Source organism: Arthrobacter oryzae (assembly GCF_030812315.1).
In the GTDB taxonomy this organism is placed as follows: Bacteria; Actinomycetota; Actinomycetes; order Actinomycetales; family Micrococcaceae; genus Arthrobacter; species Arthrobacter oryzae_B.
Genome location: NZ_JAUSSM010000002.1, coordinates 256,499 through 274,037, shown reverse-complemented (window position 1 = coordinate 274,037; position 17,539 = coordinate 256,499). Strand labels below are relative to the sequence as shown.

The 17,539-nt window shown below is 64.3% G+C and carries 22 protein-coding genes and 1 tRNA gene; 11 read left to right on the top strand and 12 right to left on the bottom strand.

Going from position 1 to position 17,539, the window contains the following annotated elements; translation table 11 throughout:
• Positions 1-19: 19 nt before the first annotated feature.
• The 4 genes from J2S97_RS04715 to J2S97_RS04700 form a co-directional block, all read right to left on the bottom strand.
• The gene (locus tag J2S97_RS04715) at positions 20-916 is read right to left on the bottom strand and encodes an HNH endonuclease (RefSeq protein ID WP_307047070.1); all 897 of its coding nucleotides are present in this window, start codon (positions 914-916) and stop codon (positions 20-22) included.
• Positions 917-974: 58 nt separating this feature from the next.
• A complete protein-coding gene (locus J2S97_RS04710) occupies positions 975-1,346 on the bottom strand; it encodes a SpoIIAA family protein (protein ID WP_307047068.1) in 372 nt (123 codons plus the stop codon).
• Between the two features lie 143 nt (positions 1,347-1,489).
• Entirely contained in the window at positions 1,490-2,497 is a 1,008-nt protein-coding gene (gene lhgO / locus J2S97_RS04705) for an L-2-hydroxyglutarate oxidase (protein WP_373460506.1), read from the bottom strand.
• A gap of 158 nt (positions 2,498-2,655) precedes the next feature.
• The gene (locus J2S97_RS04700; RefSeq protein ID WP_307047065.1) at positions 2,656-3,957 is read right to left on the bottom strand and encodes an SAM-dependent methyltransferase; all 1,302 of its coding nucleotides are present in this window, start codon (positions 3,955-3,957) and stop codon (positions 2,656-2,658) included.
• A gap of 214 nt (positions 3,958-4,171) precedes the next feature.
• Here J2S97_RS04700 and J2S97_RS04695 point away from each other — a divergent pair, with 214 nt between their 5' ends.
• On the top strand, positions 4,172-4,369 hold the full coding sequence (locus J2S97_RS04695) for a hypothetical protein (RefSeq protein WP_307047063.1): 198 nt from the start codon (positions 4,172-4,174) through the stop codon (positions 4,367-4,369).
• 87 nt (positions 4,370-4,456) lie between these two features.
• On the opposite strand, the gene J2S97_RS04690 is transcribed toward J2S97_RS04695, so the two are convergent.
• Positions 4,457-4,648, bottom strand: coding sequence for a hypothetical protein (locus J2S97_RS04690; protein WP_307047062.1), 192 nt, complete (start codon positions 4,646-4,648; stop codon positions 4,457-4,459).
• Positions 4,645-5,118, bottom strand: a complete 474-nt coding sequence (locus tag J2S97_RS04685; RefSeq protein ID WP_307047061.1) for a hypothetical protein — start codon at positions 5,116-5,118, stop codon at positions 4,645-4,647. The genes J2S97_RS04690 and J2S97_RS04685 overlap by 4 nt, the downstream gene beginning before the upstream one ends.
• A gap of 107 nt (positions 5,119-5,225) precedes the next feature.
• Between J2S97_RS04685 and J2S97_RS04680 the strand changes: the two genes are divergently transcribed.
• Both J2S97_RS04680 and J2S97_RS04675 read left to right on the top strand, forming a co-directional pair.
• The gene (locus J2S97_RS04680; protein WP_307047060.1) at positions 5,226-5,801 is read left to right on the top strand and encodes a hypothetical protein; all 576 of its coding nucleotides are present in this window, start codon (positions 5,226-5,228) and stop codon (positions 5,799-5,801) included.
• 140 nt (positions 5,802-5,941) lie between these two features.
• Complete coding sequence (locus tag J2S97_RS04675; RefSeq protein WP_307047058.1) at positions 5,942-6,694, top strand: HNH endonuclease family protein; 753 nt, start codon at positions 5,942-5,944, stop codon at positions 6,692-6,694.
• A gap of 29 nt (positions 6,695-6,723) precedes the next feature.
• Here the strand turns inward: J2S97_RS04675 and J2S97_RS04670 are convergent, their stop codons facing one another.
• From J2S97_RS04670 to J2S97_RS04655, 4 genes are all read right to left on the bottom strand, one after another.
• On the bottom strand, positions 6,724-7,560 hold the full coding sequence (locus J2S97_RS04670; protein ID WP_307047057.1) for an oxygenase MpaB family protein: 837 nt from the start codon (positions 7,558-7,560) through the stop codon (positions 6,724-6,726).
• 25 nt (positions 7,561-7,585) lie between these two features.
• Entirely contained in the window at positions 7,586-8,545 is a 960-nt protein-coding gene (locus tag J2S97_RS04665) for a hypothetical protein (protein ID WP_307047056.1), read from the bottom strand.
• The gene (locus tag J2S97_RS04660) at positions 8,542-9,027 is read right to left on the bottom strand and encodes a hypothetical protein (RefSeq protein WP_307047053.1); all 486 of its coding nucleotides are present in this window, start codon (positions 9,025-9,027) and stop codon (positions 8,542-8,544) included. Before J2S97_RS04660 ends, J2S97_RS04665 begins: the two co-directional genes overlap by 4 nt.
• Before the next feature lie 100 nt (positions 9,028-9,127).
• Entirely contained in the window at positions 9,128-9,568 is a 441-nt protein-coding gene (locus tag J2S97_RS04655; RefSeq protein ID WP_307047052.1) for a hypothetical protein, read from the bottom strand.
• Positions 9,569-9,920: 352 nt separating this feature from the next.
• On the opposite strand from J2S97_RS04655, the gene J2S97_RS04650 reads away from it, so the two are divergent.
• The 6 genes from J2S97_RS04650 (at position 9,921) to J2S97_RS04620 (ending at position 13,747) form a co-directional block, all read left to right on the top strand.
• Positions 9,921-10,412, top strand: a complete 492-nt coding sequence (locus J2S97_RS04650) for a DUF805 domain-containing protein (RefSeq protein WP_307047051.1) — start codon at positions 9,921-9,923, stop codon at positions 10,410-10,412.
• 253 nt (positions 10,413-10,665) lie between these two features.
• Entirely contained in the window at positions 10,666-11,313 is a 648-nt protein-coding gene (locus tag J2S97_RS04640) for a hypothetical protein (RefSeq protein ID WP_307047050.1), read from the top strand.
• Complete coding sequence (locus J2S97_RS04635; protein ID WP_307047048.1) at positions 11,313-11,552, top strand: helix-turn-helix domain-containing protein; 240 nt, start codon at positions 11,313-11,315, stop codon at positions 11,550-11,552. The genes J2S97_RS04640 and J2S97_RS04635 overlap by 1 nt, the downstream gene beginning before the upstream one ends.
• Positions 11,553-11,618: 66 nt before the next feature.
• On the top strand, positions 11,619-11,825 hold the full coding sequence (locus tag J2S97_RS04630) for an alpha/beta fold hydrolase (RefSeq protein ID WP_307047750.1): 207 nt from the start codon (positions 11,619-11,621) through the stop codon (positions 11,823-11,825).
• Positions 11,826-12,047: 222 nt separating this feature from the next.
• The gene (locus tag J2S97_RS04625; RefSeq protein WP_307047047.1) at positions 12,048-12,491 is read left to right on the top strand and encodes a hypothetical protein; all 444 of its coding nucleotides are present in this window, start codon (positions 12,048-12,050) and stop codon (positions 12,489-12,491) included.
• 182 nt (positions 12,492-12,673) lie between these two features.
• On the top strand, positions 12,674-13,747 hold the full coding sequence (locus tag J2S97_RS04620; protein ID WP_444875929.1) for a DNA polymerase IV: 1,074 nt from the start codon (positions 12,674-12,676) through the stop codon (positions 13,745-13,747).
• 29 nt (positions 13,748-13,776) lie between these two features.
• Here J2S97_RS04620 and J2S97_RS04615 read toward each other — a convergent pair whose 3' ends face one another.
• Both J2S97_RS04615 and J2S97_RS04610 read right to left on the bottom strand, forming a co-directional pair.
• Positions 13,777-14,313 carry a hypothetical protein gene (locus J2S97_RS04615; protein ID WP_307047045.1) on the bottom strand — a complete coding sequence of 179 codons (537 nt, stop codon included), beginning with the start codon at positions 14,311-14,313 and terminating at the stop codon, positions 13,777-13,779.
• 462 nt (positions 14,314-14,775) lie between these two features.
• A tRNA-Leu gene (locus J2S97_RS04610) sits at positions 14,776-14,858 on the bottom strand.
• A gap of 165 nt (positions 14,859-15,023) precedes the next feature.
• On the opposite strand from J2S97_RS04610, the gene J2S97_RS04605 reads away from it, so the two are divergent.
• Both J2S97_RS04605 and J2S97_RS04600 read left to right on the top strand, forming a co-directional pair.
• Positions 15,024-16,328, top strand: a complete 1,305-nt coding sequence (locus J2S97_RS04605) for a M20/M25/M40 family metallo-hydrolase (RefSeq protein ID WP_307047043.1) — start codon at positions 15,024-15,026, stop codon at positions 16,326-16,328.
• A 36-nt stretch (positions 16,329-16,364) separates the two neighbouring features.
• Complete coding sequence (locus J2S97_RS04600) at positions 16,365-17,528, top strand: acyl-CoA dehydrogenase family protein (protein ID WP_307047042.1); 1,164 nt, start codon at positions 16,365-16,367, stop codon at positions 17,526-17,528.
• Positions 17,529-17,539 lie beyond the last annotated feature (11 nt).

Here is a 17,539-nt window from a genome sequence, read left to right as displayed (position 1 = left end):
GGCCTTGCCTGCGCGGTGGTTACCGCCCGGGAACCGGTGGGTTCCCGGGCTCAGCCTGAGCGGGGCCGAGGATCCGCCGTGCCTCATTTTGGGACTCAAGTTCCCCCGGGCTGACGGTGCGCCCGCGCATGAAGCCGGCGCCGGCCAGGATCTGGCGCAGTTCGGAGAGCGACCGCGGCGTCGTTGCACCGATGTGGGCCATGGCGTGGCAGTTCGCACACAGCGGCACCAGGTCCGTGACCGGATCCAGCCGGTAATTGCTGTCGAGCAGCGAAGCAGGCACGGTGTGGTGCACATCGATGAAGTCCCTGCCGGTTTCGCCGTATGTGATTTCGAAAGAAAAGCCGCAGGCGGCACAGGTGGTGCCGTAGTGGGCGATGCAGGCACGCCGCGCCTCCGGGTTCCGTTCGTAGCGGTTCACGCCAACCGTGCTGACGGCCCACGCGGGGTAGGTCCCGGGCACCGTCAGCGCAGAATCCGGGAGTGGCGCCGGACCTTCCACCCGCCATAGGTCACGAATGCGGGCTTCCTGGGATGCTTCTATGGCCTGGCCGCTGCGGACGATGCTCCAGTGGACCTCCGGAATGGTGTCCCTGAGAATCTCCGGCGCTATCTGGTCGCCGAGGGGAAGCAGCGAATCGAAGGCGACGATCAGCTGCGTGGAACCCGCACCTGCCGCCGGGGCCGGCGCTCCGGCGCAGGGCTGCACTGAGATCACCGCGCCGTGTCCCAGCAGGCCCCGCCCATGCTTCCCCTGCAGCAGCAGCCAGGCATCTCCGCCGGCCGGCATGCTCGCGGGACGGGCAACGTCCCACCGGCCGTGGAACTGCCCGGTTTCGCGGACCTGTTCGACGACGGACGCATAGTTCCAGTCGTTCCAGCGGTCCGGGTTCCACACCAGGAAGATGGCAGTCATGCGACCATTCTTTCAGTGCTCCAGGTCGCCGGACACTCCGGCCGGTGTACCGCGGGAATCATTCCGTGACGGTCTGGAGCCAGTTCAGCGCCTCGGCCTCGTCCGTGAAGTATTCGCTCGGGCAGGACGGCAGCGGGAGTCCCAGCAAACCGTGGGCGATGACGCGGTCCACCGGAGTGCTGCCAAGAATGGCGAAGGCGCTGACCGTCACTGCAGAGCTGTAGACGCCGATTGCCTCCCTGCTGACCGAGCCGACGCCGGTGATTTCCAGCAACACGCCGCCGCGCGAGCCTCCGGTCAGGGCCAGCAGCTCTTCGCGGGTGCGGCGCCCGTCCTCCTCGGTGATCCTGGCGCTGGGCCGCAAGGTGATGCGCGATATTCCCTGGCGCACGCGGACCACACAGACGTTGGCCTCGGTGTTCTTTGTCATTTGGCTCCCCCAAAGGGGCAGTACTCAGCACAGCCGGACGGCTGCAATTCTCCCCGGCGTTTCAGGGCCGGGGAACCTGCCCCGGCGTCAATCTAACGGGGCCGGCCACCGTTGTCCATCAACCACGCAGCGCGAACGGCAGGTCATTTTCGGGGGAGGACATGGTGCTCAAGGAGATGGTCTGCAATGGCCATCGCGGAGGTTGCGGCCGGGGAGGGTGCGTTCCGCAGGAGCGTCACCGGTCCCATCTTCTCGATCGCGAAGTCGTCGAGAAGGCTGCCGTCCAGTGACCATGCCTGGGCCCGGACACCGGCGGCGGTCTTCGCCGTGAGGTCGTCCATCTGCAGCTCAGGGATGAACCGGCGGGCCTGTTGGAAATACAGGGGTTTGACCAGCGAAGCGGCGATTTCTTTCGCGCCTATGCGCCAGTGTTTCCTGGCCAAGGCGCGGGCGCCAGGCCACAGCATCGACGCGGCAATGTCCTTGACGGACACGTTGTTCCACGCGTAGCCCTCGCGGGCCAGGGCGGGAACCGCGTTCGGTCCCACGTGGATGTTGTCATAGACACCCCTGGTGAAGTGCACGCCCAGGAACGGGAACCGGGGATCAGGCACCGGATAAATCATGCCTTTGACAAAATGTTCCTTCGATGCGGACAGACCCCAGTATTCGCCGCGGAAAGGAAGGATTGCGGGAGCCGCGGAAGCGCCCACGAGTCTTGCGACGACGTCGGACTGCAGGCCGGCGCACACGATCAGGCGGTCGAACACGAACTCGGCGTGGCTGGTGGTGACGCGCACTTTTCCGTGCTCGGTGGTGACGGCAACTGCTTCATGGCCGAACAGGATCTGACCGCCAGCGGACCGGATATCCTCCGCCATGGCTTCGGTGATGGCCGCAAAGTCCACGACGGCGGTATGCGGCGAATGCAGCGCCGCCACCCCTGCGACGTGCGGTTCAACGTCGCGCATGGCACCGGCACCTAGGCGGCGCAGCCCGGGCACGCGGTTCGCGACGGAGCGGCTTTCAATATTGGCCAGGGCGGGGAGTTCGTCGTCCGTGAGCGCAACGACGAGCTTGCCCAGTTCCCGGTATGGAAGATTCCGCTCCCTGCAGTAGTCACGCGTAAGCACCCGCCCCCGTTGGCACAGCAGCGCCTTCAGCGAGCCCGGAGCATAGTAGAGGCCGCATGCACCACCCCGGAATTGTGCCCCGTCTGGTGCGTCGCAACCCGCTCGCCGCCAATGATGCCTATGCTCTCAGTCATTGCTCTGGCGCCCCTGCCTACCTGCCGCCGATTCGCTGGCCATCAAATCCATGCGGTCCGCCGCAGCGGCGGTTCGGTTCCGCCGGAACGTTGCACGAGCACCTGGTTCACGCCCGTCAGTCCGGCCTCGAAGCCCAGGGCACTGGCGGCCATGTAAAGCCTCCACACGCGGGCACGTCCGGGGCTGCTGACGCTGACCGCCTCGTCCCAGCGATGTTCCAGGTTGTGCACCCAGGCGCGGAGCGTCAGCGCGTAGTGCCGCCGCAGCGCTTCGACGTCGAGCACTTCGAACCCGCCGGACTCAAGGGCGGTGATCATGTCGGCAAGGCTGAGCATCTCGCCGTCCGGGAACACGTAGCGGGGGATGAACGAATCGGGGTCCGCCTCGGTCGGTCCCGCGTTCCAGGAAATTGCGTGGTTGAGCAGCCTGCCGCCGGGACGCAGCAGGTTGTGGAGCTGGGACACGTAGCGTGAAATCTGCTCGCGGCCCACGTGCTCGGACATGCCAATGGAGCTGATCGCATCGTATGGCCCGTCGTCGACGTCGCGGTAGTCCTGGACCCGGATGTCGACGCGCTCGGTCAGGCCCGCTTCGGCCACGCGCTTGCGTGCCAGTCCTGCCTGCTCGGTTGAGAGGGTGACACCGACGACATCGACACCGTAGCGCTGGGCGGCGTGCAGGGCGAAGCTGCCCCAGCCGCAGCCGACGTCCAGCACCCTCATACCGGGCTGTAGCCCCAGTTTGCGGCAGACCAGGTCAATTTTGGCCTCCTGCGCGGACTCCAGACTGTCTACTCCGCCATTCCCGTCAGCGTGGTCGCCCCAGACAGCGCAGGAGTAGACCATCGATGGACCAAGCACCATGGCGTAGAAGTCGTTGCCGACGTCGTAGTGATGCGATATGGCCGCAGCGTCCCGGTTCTTGGAGTGCCGGTTGCCGAGCCGGTGGACCTTTGATTCCTCCGGCGGGGGAGCAGGATTCGGACCGATTGCACCGACCCGTACCGCGGTTTTGAGCAGAGTCCATGCTTCCCGCGCGGTAAGCGGCGGGAACGGGCCGGGCTCGGCAAACTTTCCGGCCGAGCTGAGTGCGGCGAAGCTGGCAAATACATCGCCGGGAGCATCGATTTCCCCGGCCACGTAGGCCCGGCTGATGCCCAGCTGCCCGGGCGACCAGAGGATGCGGCGCAGCGCGCGCCGGGAGCGGAACTCGAGAACCGGGGCATCTTCGGGACCTGCCTGCGAGCCGTCCCAGGCGCGCAGCCGGAGCGGGATCCCTTCAGTGCCCAAAACGATGGCCAGCGCATCTGCCAGCTTTGGTGCCACACCCGTCGTCTTCGTCATGTGCACTGCCTTTCTTCCAACTGACCCTGCTGCCGGCCAGATCCTCGTCTCACTGCTACGGGGCGCTTTGCCCGTGCCTGCACACCCCGTAGTTGTTCAATCTATGGTGCAACCCGCGCCGGTGTCTTGGGCCGAACGACACCCCATGACCTGCAGGTCCCAAAAAACTGTCGACCGGCACGGAAATTGGGAGGAGGATTAAGGAGCATTCACTATGAGGAGGTCAGTGATGTGCTATCCGTATAACAAGGATTACCGGAGGGATATCCGGAAAGAGGAGTCGCGGGAACCTGAGAAGCAGCCGGAACCCCGAGTGGAGGCGAAGGACTTCAAGTTCTGGACCTTCCCCCGCAGGGAAAGGAAGTTCACGGGTTCGGAACCGGTTGTGGACCGCACACCCGAGAAGGTTTAAAAGGAACTCCGAAAAGGCAATATGGCAAAGGCCCCGCACTGCGGGGCCTTTGCCATAAGTATCCGGGCCATAAGCATCTGGCTTGCGTTAAAGATCCTCCTTGGAGAGCGCCTTGGTCTCAGCCGGGGTGGGGCGGCCCAACCGTTCGTCGAGGGCCACACGGAGCCTGGCTGCCGCAACCTGGACTCTGTGCTCTGAAGGGGTCAACTGTTTGCCGCGGGAAGTCGAGACGTGACGGGGCGTCCGGGACTTTTTCTGTTCCGGTGTGCTGGTGCTCATGACTTTCCCTCCTCCGTACTGTCGGTGCTCGTGGTTCCATTGTCGCCGATTGGTTCCTCGGAGTCCACGGCTTCGACTTCCCCGTCCCAGGTGCCACCGTCACCGTTGGCTTCCGTCACCGACTGCCACGCAATGTCGAGCAGCTCCAGTTCTTCTTCGCGGGCAAGATCACTCCGTGCCAGGACGGCCAGTGACGCCAGGCCCAGGGCCTTGGCGTCCGCGTCGGCCTCCAAGGCTTTGTCGAGGGCCCACTGCGTGCGCTTCCACCATTCGGCACGGTCGTCAGCGCGGGTTCTCTGTGTCAGTGCCTGGGCGTCGGCCACTGCTTTTTGCCGCAGCGTCCGCCACCCAATGAATGCAGCCAGGACAGCGCCTGCCAGAACCGCAAGGGGCCCCAGCGCAGCCACGATCTGCCACCATTCGGCAGGGGCCGAAACAGCAAGTTCAAAAGGGCCAGGGGACAACTTCACAGACCCAGCCTAGGCCTTGCCTGCCGGCAGGAGCCGCATTTTGGGGGCACAGCAGCGAGTCTGCTGATCCATTGCGCCCCTGACCGGTACCGTTATTTTGGGGGTGCATGGATATGGAAAACGGCGTAACGGACCGGCTGTGGGACAAGGACGTGCAGGAGTTCATCAGCGCCTGCCGGCACGAGAAGCTGCGCGACATCACTCTGGGCTATACAGTGCGGGGCAACGGGGAGATGCTTTTGACGGCCTCGGCCCTCTACCTGTCCAAGAGAGGGCGCCACGTACCCTTGGGTTACCGGTGGGCGGAGTCAAAGTCCGGCACGGCAGCCGAAATTTTCGTCGGCAAGGCAAAGGCGTCCGCCGGGCAGGAACTGGATGGACTCTTCGGGCTGGCCGTGCGGGCTGGCCTGTGGGGGGAGCGCAGGCATGTCGCCTTTGCGCTCCTGGCGGTGACAGACGTCCACTCAAAGGCCGACGGCGTCCGCGGTCGCCTTCAGCTGGAGTACCTCAAGGCGCTTCACGGCGTGGAACCGGTTTCGGTAGGGCCGCTGTCCTCCATGCGGAACGACGCAGCCGATTCTCAACGGCAGTCAAGGGTTGCCCAGGCGCAGGAGCTCACCCTGCAAACACTCAATGACCTTGCATACCTGTACGGGGCCCGCACCGGCAAGGATGACCTCTAGCCTCATCGTGCCGCGTGCCGTGTGCCGCGTGCCGACTGCGGCAGTCGAGGCGCCGGCGCCACAACTGTGACAGGCGTCATCGGTTCGCCTGCGACGTCCGGCCGCGTGGCGAGGATAGCCTAAGCCGGACCGCCGCATTAATGAAGGACAAGACCATCTCACGCCGTAGTTCCAGAGCATTGACCCTTGTGACCGCCGTCCTGCTGCTTGGAGGCCTGCCAGGCTGCGACGCCGCATCCTCCGCCGGTACAGCGATCGCGAAAGCCGTCCGCAGCGCAGCGCCGTCGACGCCGGCGGAAGATCCGGCCGCGCAGCCGGGAGCGAATCCGGACGAAGTTGCTGCCGCGATCGCCCGGCTAGCCGCTATTCCGGTGAAGGGCCGTGCTCCGAAGACCGGCTACAGCCGCGACCAGTTCGGCGCCGCCTGGGCGGACGTGGACCACAACGGCTGCGACACACGCAACGACATTCTGGCCCGCGACCTGACGGGTGAGACCTTCAAACCCGGCACTCACGATTGCGTGGTGGCCACCGGCACATTGGCTGACAAATACACCGGCACGACCATCAGGTTCGTCCGCGGCGCGGACACGAGCTCTGCGGTCCAGATTGACCACATCGTTCCGTTGTCGCTGGCGTGGCAGACCGGCGCCCAGCAGATCGGCGAGGACCAGCGAAAGCAATTCGCCAACGATCCCTTGAACCTCATGGCCGCCGACGGTCCGTCCAACATGTCCAAGTCCGATAAGGACGCCGCCACGTGGCTGCCTCCGAACAAGGCCTTCCGATGCGAATACGCGGCCCGGATGACGGCGGTGAAGGCAAAGTACAGGCTCTGGGTCACCCTGCCGGAGCGTGATGCACTCGCAGGCATCCTGGGCGCCTGCGCGTAAGCACCGGCACTTACACGCAGGTTGCCGGGTCAGCGGGGACCGATGTCCTCCAGCCGGTACCCCTGCGGGTACACGGACGAACCGGATTTTCCGGGGGTGAATGAAGGTTTGGAAGGCAGCGGACGCGTCCTGGCCACCAGCGCCCTGACGCGAAGGAGCCCGGTAAACACACTCCTGAGCCATGACGGCGCCGGCTTGAGGCCCAGCGCAGGAGCAACCTCAGGTTTGTCCATGAGCAGCGAGATCACGGCGGTGGTCCTGCTTTTCAATGGACGGGGGAGACGCACGGCCAATGCCTCGGCTGTGGCCTCGAGCAGAGTGGCCCCCTCGGGGCTGGCAGTCATCTTCCGCGCCTCATAGTCATCCAGCAATGCCGCCGCCTCGGTGAAAGTCGCTGGTGCAGCACCCAGCCCCATCCTTGAGCCCAGTTCCGTGTAGAAAGCCAGGGATGCGCCGCGTTCGGCCTCGGTTAGTTTCCGCCAGCCGTGAGCGTCGGCCCACCTCACCGGGATAACGAGCAGTGTCATCAGGACATACAGGAAGTCTTCGGAGCTGCCCGGAACCCCTTGGTGTACGCGGCGCAGCAGCTCCACCATTTTCTGGCCCCGGTCGCTCTCGAAGCCGTTGACGATGATTTCGTGAATGACAATGCCGGTGTCGTAGGACCGCTTCATCGGCCGGGCCGCCGTCTCACCCCGGGTGGCAAGGGTCCGCGCGATGGAGGGAATCGCGAAGTTGCGGTAGTAGGCAATAAAGAAGCCGGCCCGGAACTCACTCTTGAAGGTATACAGAACCATGTCCCGGTAGAGGGCGAAGGGGTCTGCCGTGGGGCGGTCTGCAGTGCGTGTGGGGTGGATAAGGGCCAAGGGTTTCCTCCTGTAGTGCCGGCGCTCAGCCCGCATGTTCAAGGTCGAGTTTGCGTTCAACGTGCAGCAGGTAGTTCCGCTGGCCCGGGGTGAGAACACTGCTGCCCGCTCCCGCCGCGAGTTCGGCGTCCCAGATTTCGACAATCATTCTGTGCAGCCGGTCCTGGACCGGTGCGCTTTCGTCGGACTCCAGCGTCCGTTGGAGGCCCGCCTCGCGCAGGGCCTGCGCCCGGATAGGTTCGACTTGGGTCAGGGCTTCCCGTTCCCAGCGCGCGATCCTGGTCCTGGTCCTGTGTCCCGTGACGGCAGTGACAGTCAGCCCGACCCCCACCAGCCCTATGCTGACGAGCTCCAGCACCCGGTAGCCCTCCGGGTTCCGCCAGTTCAGCGACTCCAGCACGGGGATGGCGTGGGCAAGGACGCCCATGCTCATGGATGCCATGGTCAAGCATCCGATTGCGCATCCGGCTCCCACCATGGTGAAGCCCCGGCGGAATGCGCCCTGAAGCTTGGGGAGGTAGGCCATGCAGACGGCAGCGATCTCGCCGCAGACCCAGGAGATGAAGGCTGTGCCCGTGACGGAGAACAGCGCGGGAATGAGTTCGTCCTCAAAGTCATTTCCCCAGGTGGTAGTGGTCGAGGTGGGACCGATGAACACGAAGAGAACTACCAGGAGGCACAGGGTCAGGTACAGCGGAAGCTGACGCAGCGGGCCCGGAGCCGTATGCGGTGCCACAGCCTGCAGCAGGGCCTTCCGCAAGAACCACAGCCCAAGCACCATGAGGGCCTGCATCAGCAGCCGGGCAAGGTTGAAGCCGCCCGTGAGGCGGTCGACGAAAGCGTAGACGCCCGGATTGGTCAGGAGAGCGGACCCGCCGGCGCAGGCGGCAGCTGTAAACACCGTGTCCGATTTGTGCCGGATGAGTGCCGGCAGGCGCGCTCCGGCCAAGACCGCCAGGGCGGCCGCCATCAGTAGCTGGATCATCCGAAGACGGATCCAAAGTTTCCGGGCTGGCCGGCACTCCTGCGCTGGGTCGCACGGATGCGGGCAGCCAGCCGGTCAGCGAGCAGTTCGGCTGCCACTTCGAACTCGTCCAGGAAGTCAGAGCGTTTTAGCGCCGTCAAAACCATGTCCGGATCAAGGTCGGGAAAGAAGCTGCGGACGTACTCCGTGGAGATGGCAGCCTGCTCGTGCTGGAGGATCATATGGGCGAACTCGTGCAGCACTATCTGCTGTCGATGCACCTCGGACGCAGCGGCCGCATGCAGGATCAGGTCCATGTCGTCAAGGCCGAACCAGAGCCCGCACACCTTATCGGTCGGTGTCCCGTCCATCGGCTGGATGACGATCCGCCGTCCGCGGAGGCGCTCCAAATGTCGATGCGTTGAAGTGAGCGAGACCGGCTCTTGAAGGTTCAGACTGGCTTCTGCTTCTTGCGCCCGTGCACGGGCGGCGCTGTAGTCCATGGAGACGAAATCCTTGTGCGGTTTAGTGAGACCGTGAGGGTCCCGTTCCCCACCCCTTGAGGGTACCAGCCAAGGGTGTGCGCGGTCGGGCGGCAGAGCCTCAATCCTGGTCCGGCTCGTCGTTTTTCAAACGCTGGTCGATGAGGTCCCTGATCTGCAGGAGCGTCTCCGGGGACAATCCGTCAAGCTGCCGTGCGGCGAAGTTCCTGACCTTGTTCGCGCGCATGGCCGTCAGGAGTTCAAGCTGGGCCTCAACGCGCGCGGGGAGATCATCATCTGCGTCAAGGAGATAGCCTTCGTTGACTCCAAAGAAGCGGGCCAGGTTCTGGAGCAGCTCAGCCTTCTTGACGGCCGGTCCCGTACCCGCGCGCATGTAATGCCAGCGCGCCCGTGAGAGCGGCGTGCCCGCAGTGGCCATGGCATCCCGGACGTCGTTGTACGCGACTTTCCGGCCCTCGGCCTCGGCGGTGTCCAGGAGCAGATTGAGCTTTCGGGCCAGTGCTGCGCTCGGTGAAAGGCCTTCTGATGATCCGGCCGTCATGGCTTCTCCTTCTTGCCAGGCCAGGGCCCGAGGCTGTCCCCTCTGTACAAATACCAGAAATGAGCCTAGCAGATTGGACATGTCTAATATCTTGCGCTTAGTCTTCAGGAGCAGGGAATTGGACATGTCTAATTCCCGCCTTGGGCGTATGCCACGCCACGAATGCAGGACCGCCCAAGAAGTCTGGCCGGGCAAGTAAATCGGGGGATGCCCGGCCAGGCTGCGGTTTCCCATCGGCCAAAGCGCTATCTGCCGTAAATTCACGTAAATTTTGTCCATCGAAACGCTAAACTGCCCGCGGCGGCCCGTACGATGGGCTCGTCTCGTCACTCTGAATCCATGGGGGAACACCTTGAGCCAGCAATACCCGCAACAGCAGACACCGCAGCAGACCTGGCAGGGTGGCGAACCGCCTCTCTGGGCCCCGTATTACGGCGCCCCGTTTCCGGCGGCCGTCAAACGGTTCTTCAAGAAGTACGCCACGTTCTCCGGACGGGCCAGCCGGAGCGAGTACTGGTGGTGGACCCTCGTGGCCGTTGCGGTGAGCTTTATCCTGAACATCATCATGGGAGTCGGAACTACGGCAACGACGGCGACCGCCGCCAGCACCGCCGCTTCCGGTCCGGGGACCATTCTCGGGACCATCCTTATCGTCATCTGGGCGGCGGCCACCATCGTCCCGTCGTTCGCCCTGGCCGTGCGCCGTCTGCATGACGGCAACTTCAGTGGCTGGCTCGTGCTCATCGTACTGGTTCCGCTGGTGGGTGCCCTGGCGCTGCTGGTGCTCATGATTCTGCCCTCCAAGCCGGCCGGCCAGCGGTTCGACCAGCCAGCAAGCGCCTAGGAGCAAAGCCTGCCCGGAATTAGCTGGGCCACCAATGCAGAAGGGCCCGTTCCTGAACGGGTCCTTCTGTGTTCCCGCTATCGGCGCCCCTCTACGGTGCATCCGCACCGGACGCCGTCCTCCGGTTCTTCAAGAAGTCCGCAACGTTCTCGGGGCGGGCCAGCCGCTCGTTCTGCAAGATCATTGACGGTCAACGCCGGACGGTATAGCTTATCGATTGTCGTTATTAACGAATGTCGATAAGCATGGGGGAATGATGAAACTGGCCAAGGACACTGCCCGTCCGCAGAACGACGAGAAGAAGATCGTCTCCAGGACTGATGCGGTCTTCCTTATGATCGCCTCTGCGGCGGCTGCGGTCTTGACGACCTTCATGTCCGTCAAGGGAATCGTCGGGTATTTCACCGGGCCGGTGACACTGGAGCTTCCCCTGGCCACAAGAAACCAGACGGCCGGCGGGCTGGAACTGGAATCCACGGGTCACTACACAACACTGGAAGCCACCATCCCGGACCTTCCGTCCGGTCCCGATGAGCTCCTGTCCTGGGTAGCGGCGCTGAACCAGATCGGCGTGCTGGCCATCCTGACACTGGTATTCCTCCTGGCCTACCGGCTCCGCAGTGCCGTCCTGTTCACCGCGGGGTCCGTATGGATCGTGGGTGTCTGCGGCGCCATCCTCGCATTGGTTGGGACTGTTGGTCCGATCCTCGACGGGTTGGCGCTGAACCGGTTGGCGGAAATGATCGCAGCGAACGGGCGCACCCCGGGGGAGTCCTACGTTTTCTATTTCTCGGCTCAGTTCAACGTTGGACCTTTGATGCTTGGTCTCGTCCTGGTGCTGGTTGCAGGCGTTTTCCAGTACGGCCGCCGCCTCCAGAAGGACACGGAAGGCCTCGTCTGATGCCGGCGGACGACTCTGCGGACATCCACTGCCGACTCGATGAACTCCTCGAGGCGCGGGGCATGACCCTGACGGAGCTCAGCAAACATGTGGGCGTGAGCCTGGTGAACCTGTCGGTTTTGAAGAACGACCGGGCGAGGGCAATCAGGTTCTCCACTCTGACGGCGATCTGCGAAGCCCTCGACTGTCAGGTGGGGGACCTGCTCGTGACCGTCCCCCGCACGACAAAGCCACGGTGAGGGCTTTGGAAGGCAACACTCAAGCCCGCATGCGGGCGTTACGGTGAGGGATGGACGCGCACGTGAATTTGGCCCGAAACTTCGCTTCGCGGACATGGAAACAGCACACGTACGCCAAAGGATCTCTCCCGCGAGGCGTTCGTGGCCGACGTCGTACAGGTGATCCAAACGGAGGTGCGGGCTCCAGTCGTTCTGCTAGGCCAGTCGATGGGCGGGCATACGGCGATGCTCGATGAATGGGTCGCTGTCCTGCGCTTATTTCTCGCTACGTAGCGTCGGTACCGCTCGCCACGTGAGAAGCTTGGACGACATTTAATCTAATCATTGGAGAAATGCGAATAATCCAAAAGTTAGCTTTGTACCGGAAGGCGGAAGCCGCGGTGACACTCAAATAGCTGCAGGCTAATAGTCCCGGCGCCGCATTCCCGTCGTTTTCGTTCGCCATGCCAGGCCACCCGCACACAGGCATCAGGCCACCCTTTGAAAGGCTCCCCAATGCTCCTCTCAGTCAGGTATTCGCAAACCGCTGCAACCGCCGTTGCTGCTGCGCTCATCCTCAGCGGATGTTCCACCGCCGCCCCATCGCCCACGCCCGAGACCACGACCGAGACATCCGCTTCCGCCGCGCCGGTGCCTGCTGGAGGTAGCCTCACCGAAGCCGTTTCCGGCTGCGGACTTGACGGCACCGACGGCGTAGAGATGGACACTGCCGGGACAAATCTCTCCATCGACACCAAAGGCCCCCGGGAAACCTCCGGAGCAGAGATAAGTGACGTCCGGTGCGTCCTCGTTGCGCTGGAGGTTCCGAAAGACATCCAGTCGATGATGAAGCTCACCACGTCCACAGAAGAACCCACGGACGCTGCGTGGGGCAATCTCGGCTTCGCCTGGAGCTATAGCCCGGAAGACCACTTCCGGATTGCCATTCACCAGTCCTGAGGCATCGGTGCGGGGCTCCTCTGGCGCCCCAGGGGGGAGCGCCGCCACATGGAACCCATGGCGACCTGCCGCCCGGGTTGTTGCCCAACTCATCGAGCCAGTATTGGCTTCGAGTAAGTGCGGACGTTCGCTTCTCAGTGGGAGCCGATGCCTGCCACGGCTGTTTAGGGCAGACTGGTGGCGTGAGCGGAATCCGGTGGGTGCTGCATGTCGATCTCGACCAGTTCATTGCGGCGGTCGAAGTGCTCCGGCGGCCGGAGCTTGCCGGGAAGCCGATCATTGTTGGCGGTCGGGGCGACCCCACGGAACGGGCCGTGGTGTCGACCGCATCCTACGAAGCCAGGGCGTTCGGCGTGGGTTCCGGAATGCCCTTACGCGTTGCGGCCCGGAAAGTGCCTGACGCTGTAATCCTGCCCGTCGATCAGGAGGCTTACCTCGCGGCGTCTGAAACGGTGATGGCTACCCTGCGAGCGCAGCCGGGCGCCACCGTGCAGGTGCTGGGTTGGGATGAAGCCTTTGTAGGTACTGAGACAGAGAATCCGGAAGCCTACGCCCGGCAGGTGCAGGCCGCTGTCCTGGAGCGAACGCAGCTGCATTGCAGCGTTGGTATCGGCGACACGCTGGTCCGAGCCAAGGTCGCCACCGGTTTCGGCAAGCCGGCCGGCGTCTTCCGTCTCACCGCTGGGAACTGGCTCGATGTCATGGGCAGTCGGCCCACCAAGGACCTGTGGGGCGTCGGAACCAAAGTGTCGGGCCGGCTGGCCAAACTCGGCATCAACACAGTTGCCGAGCTCGCCGCGTCCGACCCCCAAGACCTGGTCCCGGAGTTCGGCCCCAGGATGGGTCCTTGGTACGCGGAGCTCGGACGCGGGGACGGCGCCAGCGTTGTGGATGACACCCCGTGGGTTGCCCGCGGGCATAGCCGGGAGACCACCTTCCAACGGGACCTGACGGAGCCCGCTCAGGTGGACGACGCCGTGAGGGAGCTGACAGCGCGTGTCCTCGAGGACGTGGTGGCCGAAGGGCGGCCCGTGGTTGGGCTGACCCTCAAGGTCCGGTACGCGCCGTTCTTCACCAAGACCCACGCGAAGAAGATTCCCGAGACATTCGACCGGAACGAAATCCTCGCGCGGGCTTTGGACCTCGCAGCCGGAATCGAAGCGGGCCGTCCGATCCGGCTGCTGGGCCTGCGGGCCGAAATGGCAATGCCGGACGATGCCCGGAAGGGACATACGCCGACGCGCGGCGGCTGGTGACGGCGCCGTTCCCTTCCTTGCCGGCGGCATCAGCCGATGGTGATGCGCAGCCCGGCGACCGCCCCCGTCCACGGTCCGTTCGGGTCCTGTCGCATCAGCTGTGCGTGGACGGGTCCGGCCTGCAGTTCGACGACCTGCGACTTGACGCCGGAGCAATCCAGGTCAAGCGACAGAAAGTCACTCGACCCCGGGCGGCCGACCAAAATTTGCGCCTCAGGGATGCCCACACACGCCGCCGTAACGGTATATGAGCCGGCGGTCTTCACCGTGACAGCTTTGCTGAATCCGACACCGGGCCCATCGGCGGGGCCGGATTGGTCTAGGAGCACAGAGCCCGGGGCTGCTGCCAGCCGTTTTTCCAGTTCAGCATAGTTGCCCGACTGCACGCTCAGAATTTCCGGGCTCGCGCTCGGGAGGGCAGGGGCAGGGCGGGCGCTGCGCTCGGCCGCCGGCTGCGGATCGCCCTCACCCTCATACGCGCAGGAGATCAGCCCGCCGGCCAATAGCAGACTCATGACCAGTCCCGCGCTGTAGCGGACCGCTTTCGTTCCCCCAAGAACCGACATGGGCCGAGTCTACGGTCCGCTCTCGCAGTTTGGCGCGTTCGACGTTGACCCTGTGCCTGCGTCCCGGATAGTTACGGGCATGAACCGGGGGAGGCTGGCAACGGTGTGGGCCGCGTCGGCCGCGGCCTGCATTGCCCTGGTGGTGCTCGTCCCTGTCGGCGTCAGGCTGTGGGACGTTCACCTGCTGACGTCCGATTGGACGCTCACGCCGAAAGAGGTGCCGTCCAAAGTTCAGTACGGTGGCCGCGAGTTCAACTGCGGGCCGGACGCCAAACCAAACCCGGGACGCACCCTGGACGGACTGACGGTGCGGGGGAGGACCGCCGGCGGCGCCGACATCTACTCTGGCGAGCCGCACCCGGAATCACGGAGCCGTTTTTCCGCGCGGGTGCAACTGGGGCTCGCGTGGTTGGAGACACAAAAAAACCCCTGGAATCCTTGGATTCCAGGGGTTTTCCCTTGTGCGCGGAGGGGGACTTGAACCCCCACCCCCTTTCGAGGACTAGCACCTCAAGCTAGCGCGTCTGCCATTCCGCCACCCGCGCAGGTGGTAATTCGGGGATCCGTTCCGCCTTTCAGCGTTTTGGATTTCTCCGAAGCAGCGAGAAAGACTCTAGCACGACTTTTCCGGAAACAAATAATCGAGGGTTGCAGGGGGCTTGTGGGTAGGCTGAAACCAGCAATCAAGCCGCCCCCACGAGGAGTGAAACATGACTGAAGTACGCCCCGAGGATGAAGTCGTCAGGATCTGCCAGGAACTGATCCGGATCGATACTTCTAACTACGGTGACGGAACCGGTCCGGGGGAACGCGCGGCGGCGGAATACACGGCGGGGCTTATCACCGAAGTGGGCCTCGAGGCAGAGATTTTCGAGTCGGCGCCCGGACGCGCCAACGTCGTCACCCGGCTTGCGGGGGAGGACCCCTCGGCCAGCGCCCTGGTGGTTCACGGGCACCTGGATGTTGTGCCCGCGCTCCGGGAGCAGTGGTCCGTTGACCCCTTCGGCGCAGAGCTCAAGGACGGCCTGATCTGGGGACGCGGCGCTGTGGACATGAAGGACATGGACGCCATGATCCTCTCTGTTATGCGGAATTTTGCCCGGACCGGACGCAAACCCAAGCGGGACCTGATCTTCGCGTTCTTCGCCGACGAGGAGGCCGGGGGCACCTACGGCGCGCGCTACGCCGTCGAAAACCGGCGGGAACTCTTCGACGGAGCCACCGAGGCGATCTCTGAGGTAGGCGGATTTTCGGCCACCATTGGCGGCCAGCGCACCTATCTCCTGCAGACCGCGGAAAAGGGTCTTTCCTGGCTGCGGCTGGTGGCGCACGGACGCGCAGGCCACGGATCGCAGATCAACACTGACAATGCCGTCACACGCCTTGCCAGCGCGGTCTCACGCATCGGCGAGTACCAGTGGCCGGTGGAGCTGACCCCCACTACCCGGCAGTTCCTTGACGGTGTGACGGAACTCACGGGCGTTGAGTTCGATCCGGATGATCCCGACAAGCTCCTCAAGGAGCTGGGGACCGTGGCACGGTTTGTTGGAGCCACGCTGCAGAACACCACCAACCCGACTCTCCTTAAGGGCGGCTACAAGCACAACGTCATCCCGGAGTCCGCTGAGGCCCTGGTGGATTGCCGGACACTTCCGGGCCAAGAGCAGCAGGTCCTGGAAATCGTCAGGGAACTCGCGGGCAACGGCGTCGAAGTTTCCTACGTCCACAACGACGTGTCCCTTGAGGTGCCGTTTGCCGGAAACCTGGTGGACTCCATGATTGACGCCCTTCACTCCGAGGATCCCGGCGCCAAGGTGCTTCCGTACACCCTGTCCGGCGGCACTGACAACAAGTCCCTGAGCAGGCTCGGCATCACCGGCTACGGCTTCGCCCCGCTGCAACTCCCGGATGAGCTCGACTTCACCGGGATGTTCCACGGCGTGGACGAGCGGGTGCCGGCCGATTCCCTCAAGTTCGGGGCCAGGGTGCTGGACAGGCTGCTGACCAACTACTGAGCCTGCACCATCCCTGAAGCCCACGAAAGCCAGGCCATGACCCCGGACCAGATCCTCACCGAGCCCCTGCTGGACCGCATTCGCGGCCGTGCCGCCCGCTACGACCAGGAGAACGGGTTCTTCACCGAGGATCTGGAGGAACTCGCCGCGGCGGGTTACCTCAAGATTTTTGTGCCGGCGTCCGACGGCGGACTGGGGCTTGGCCTCGAAGCGGCAGCGCAGCTCCAACGGAGGCTGGCGACGGCGGCCCCGGCCACCGCACTGGCGATCAACATGCACCTGGTGTGGACCGGCGTCGCGCACGTCCTGGCCGCACGCGGTGATTCCTCCCTCGACTTTGTCCTCCGCGAGGCAGCGCAGGGGGAAATTTTTGCGTTCGGAAACTCGGAAGCCGGCAACGACTCCGTGCTATTCGATTCCCGGACCGTTGCCACACCGCGGGCCGATGGCAGCTACAGCTTCACCGGCCGGAAGATCTTCACCAGCCTTTCTCCTGCATGGACCAGGCTGGGTATTTTCGGCAAGGACCACTCGGCCAGGCAGGGCGAAGGCGAACTGGTCCACGGCTTCATCACCAGGGACACTGCCGGCTATGAGATCCTCGACGACTGGGACACACTGGGCATGCGGGCCAGCCAATCGAACACCACGGTGCTCGACGGCGCCGTCGTGCCCGCCGACCGCATCTTCCGAAAGCTGCCGGTAGGGCCGAACGCGGACCCGCTGATTTTTGCGATCTTCGCTTGCTTCGAGACGTTGCTGGCCGCCGTCTACACGGGCCTCGGCGAACGGGCACTGGTTCTGGGAGTGGATGCGGTCCAACGCCGGACATCCTTGAAGAATGAGGGGCGCAGCTACGCCCAGGATCCCGATATCCGGTGGAAGGTGGCAGAGGCGGCCATGGCGATGGATGCCCTGTATCCGCAGCTTGCCGAGCTCTCGCGTGACATTGACGGTCTGGTGGACCACGGCAGCCAGTGGTTTCCCCGGCTCGTGGGCCTCAAGGTCCGGGCCACCGAAACGGCGCGGACAGTGGTCGACCTGGCAATCCGGGTGTCAGGGGGATCGAGCTACTTCCGGGGAACCGAACTTGAACGCCTCTACCGCGACGTGCTCGCCGGGATGTTCCACCCCTCCGATGACGAGTCGGCGCACAATACGGTGGCAAACGCGTGGCTGGGGCCGCTGGAGACGCCCTAAATGGCGGTTGG

What these genes read in the sequence shown, in the direction of transcription:
- J2S97_RS04640 (WP_307047050.1), top strand. Translation starts at nt 10,666, where the DNA reads ATGATGAAACTGGCCAAGGACACTGCCCGTCCGCAGAACGACGAGAAG.
- J2S97_RS04680 (WP_307047060.1), top strand. Translation starts at nt 5,226, where the DNA reads ATGGATATGGAAAACGGCGTAACGGACCGGCTGTGGGACAAGGACGTG.
- J2S97_RS04675 (WP_307047058.1), top strand. Translation starts at nt 5,942, where the DNA reads ATGAAGGACAAGACCATCTCACGCCGTAGTTCCAGAGCATTGACCCTT.
- J2S97_RS04600 (WP_307047042.1), top strand. Translation starts at nt 16,365, where the DNA reads ATGACCCCGGACCAGATCCTCACCGAGCCCCTGCTGGACCGCATTCGC.
- J2S97_RS04660 (WP_307047053.1), bottom strand. Translation starts at nt 9,027, where the DNA reads ATGGACTACAGCGCCGCCCGTGCACGGGCGCAAGAAGCAGAAGCCAGT.
- J2S97_RS04700 (WP_307047065.1), bottom strand. Translation starts at nt 3,957, where the DNA reads ATGACGAAGACGACGGGTGTGGCACCAAAGCTGGCAGATGCGCTGGCC.
- J2S97_RS04615 (WP_307047045.1), bottom strand. Translation starts at nt 14,313, where the DNA reads ATGTCGGTTCTTGGGGGAACGAAAGCGGTCCGCTACAGCGCGGGACTG.
- J2S97_RS04655 (WP_307047052.1), bottom strand. Translation starts at nt 9,568, where the DNA reads ATGACGGCCGGATCATCAGAAGGCCTTTCACCGAGCGCAGCACTGGCC.
- J2S97_RS04605 (WP_307047043.1), top strand. Translation starts at nt 15,024, where the DNA reads ATGACTGAAGTACGCCCCGAGGATGAAGTCGTCAGGATCTGCCAGGAA.
- J2S97_RS04635 (WP_307047048.1), top strand. Translation starts at nt 11,313, where the DNA reads ATGCCGGCGGACGACTCTGCGGACATCCACTGCCGACTCGATGAACTC.
- J2S97_RS04625 (WP_307047047.1), top strand. Translation starts at nt 12,048, where the DNA reads ATGCTCCTCTCAGTCAGGTATTCGCAAACCGCTGCAACCGCCGTTGCT.
- J2S97_RS04690 (WP_307047062.1), bottom strand. Translation starts at nt 4,648, where the DNA reads ATGAGCACCAGCACACCGGAACAGAAAAAGTCCCGGACGCCCCGTCAC.
- J2S97_RS04710 (WP_307047068.1), bottom strand. Translation starts at nt 1,346, where the DNA reads ATGACAAAGAACACCGAGGCCAACGTCTGTGTGGTCCGCGTGCGCCAG.
- J2S97_RS04715 (WP_307047070.1), bottom strand. Translation starts at nt 916, where the DNA reads ATGACTGCCATCTTCCTGGTGTGGAACCCGGACCGCTGGAACGACTGG.
- J2S97_RS04665 (WP_307047056.1), bottom strand. Translation starts at nt 8,545, where the DNA reads ATGATCCAGCTACTGATGGCGGCCGCCCTGGCGGTCTTGGCCGGAGCG.
- J2S97_RS04695 (WP_307047063.1), top strand. Translation starts at nt 4,172, where the DNA reads ATGAGGAGGTCAGTGATGTGCTATCCGTATAACAAGGATTACCGGAGG.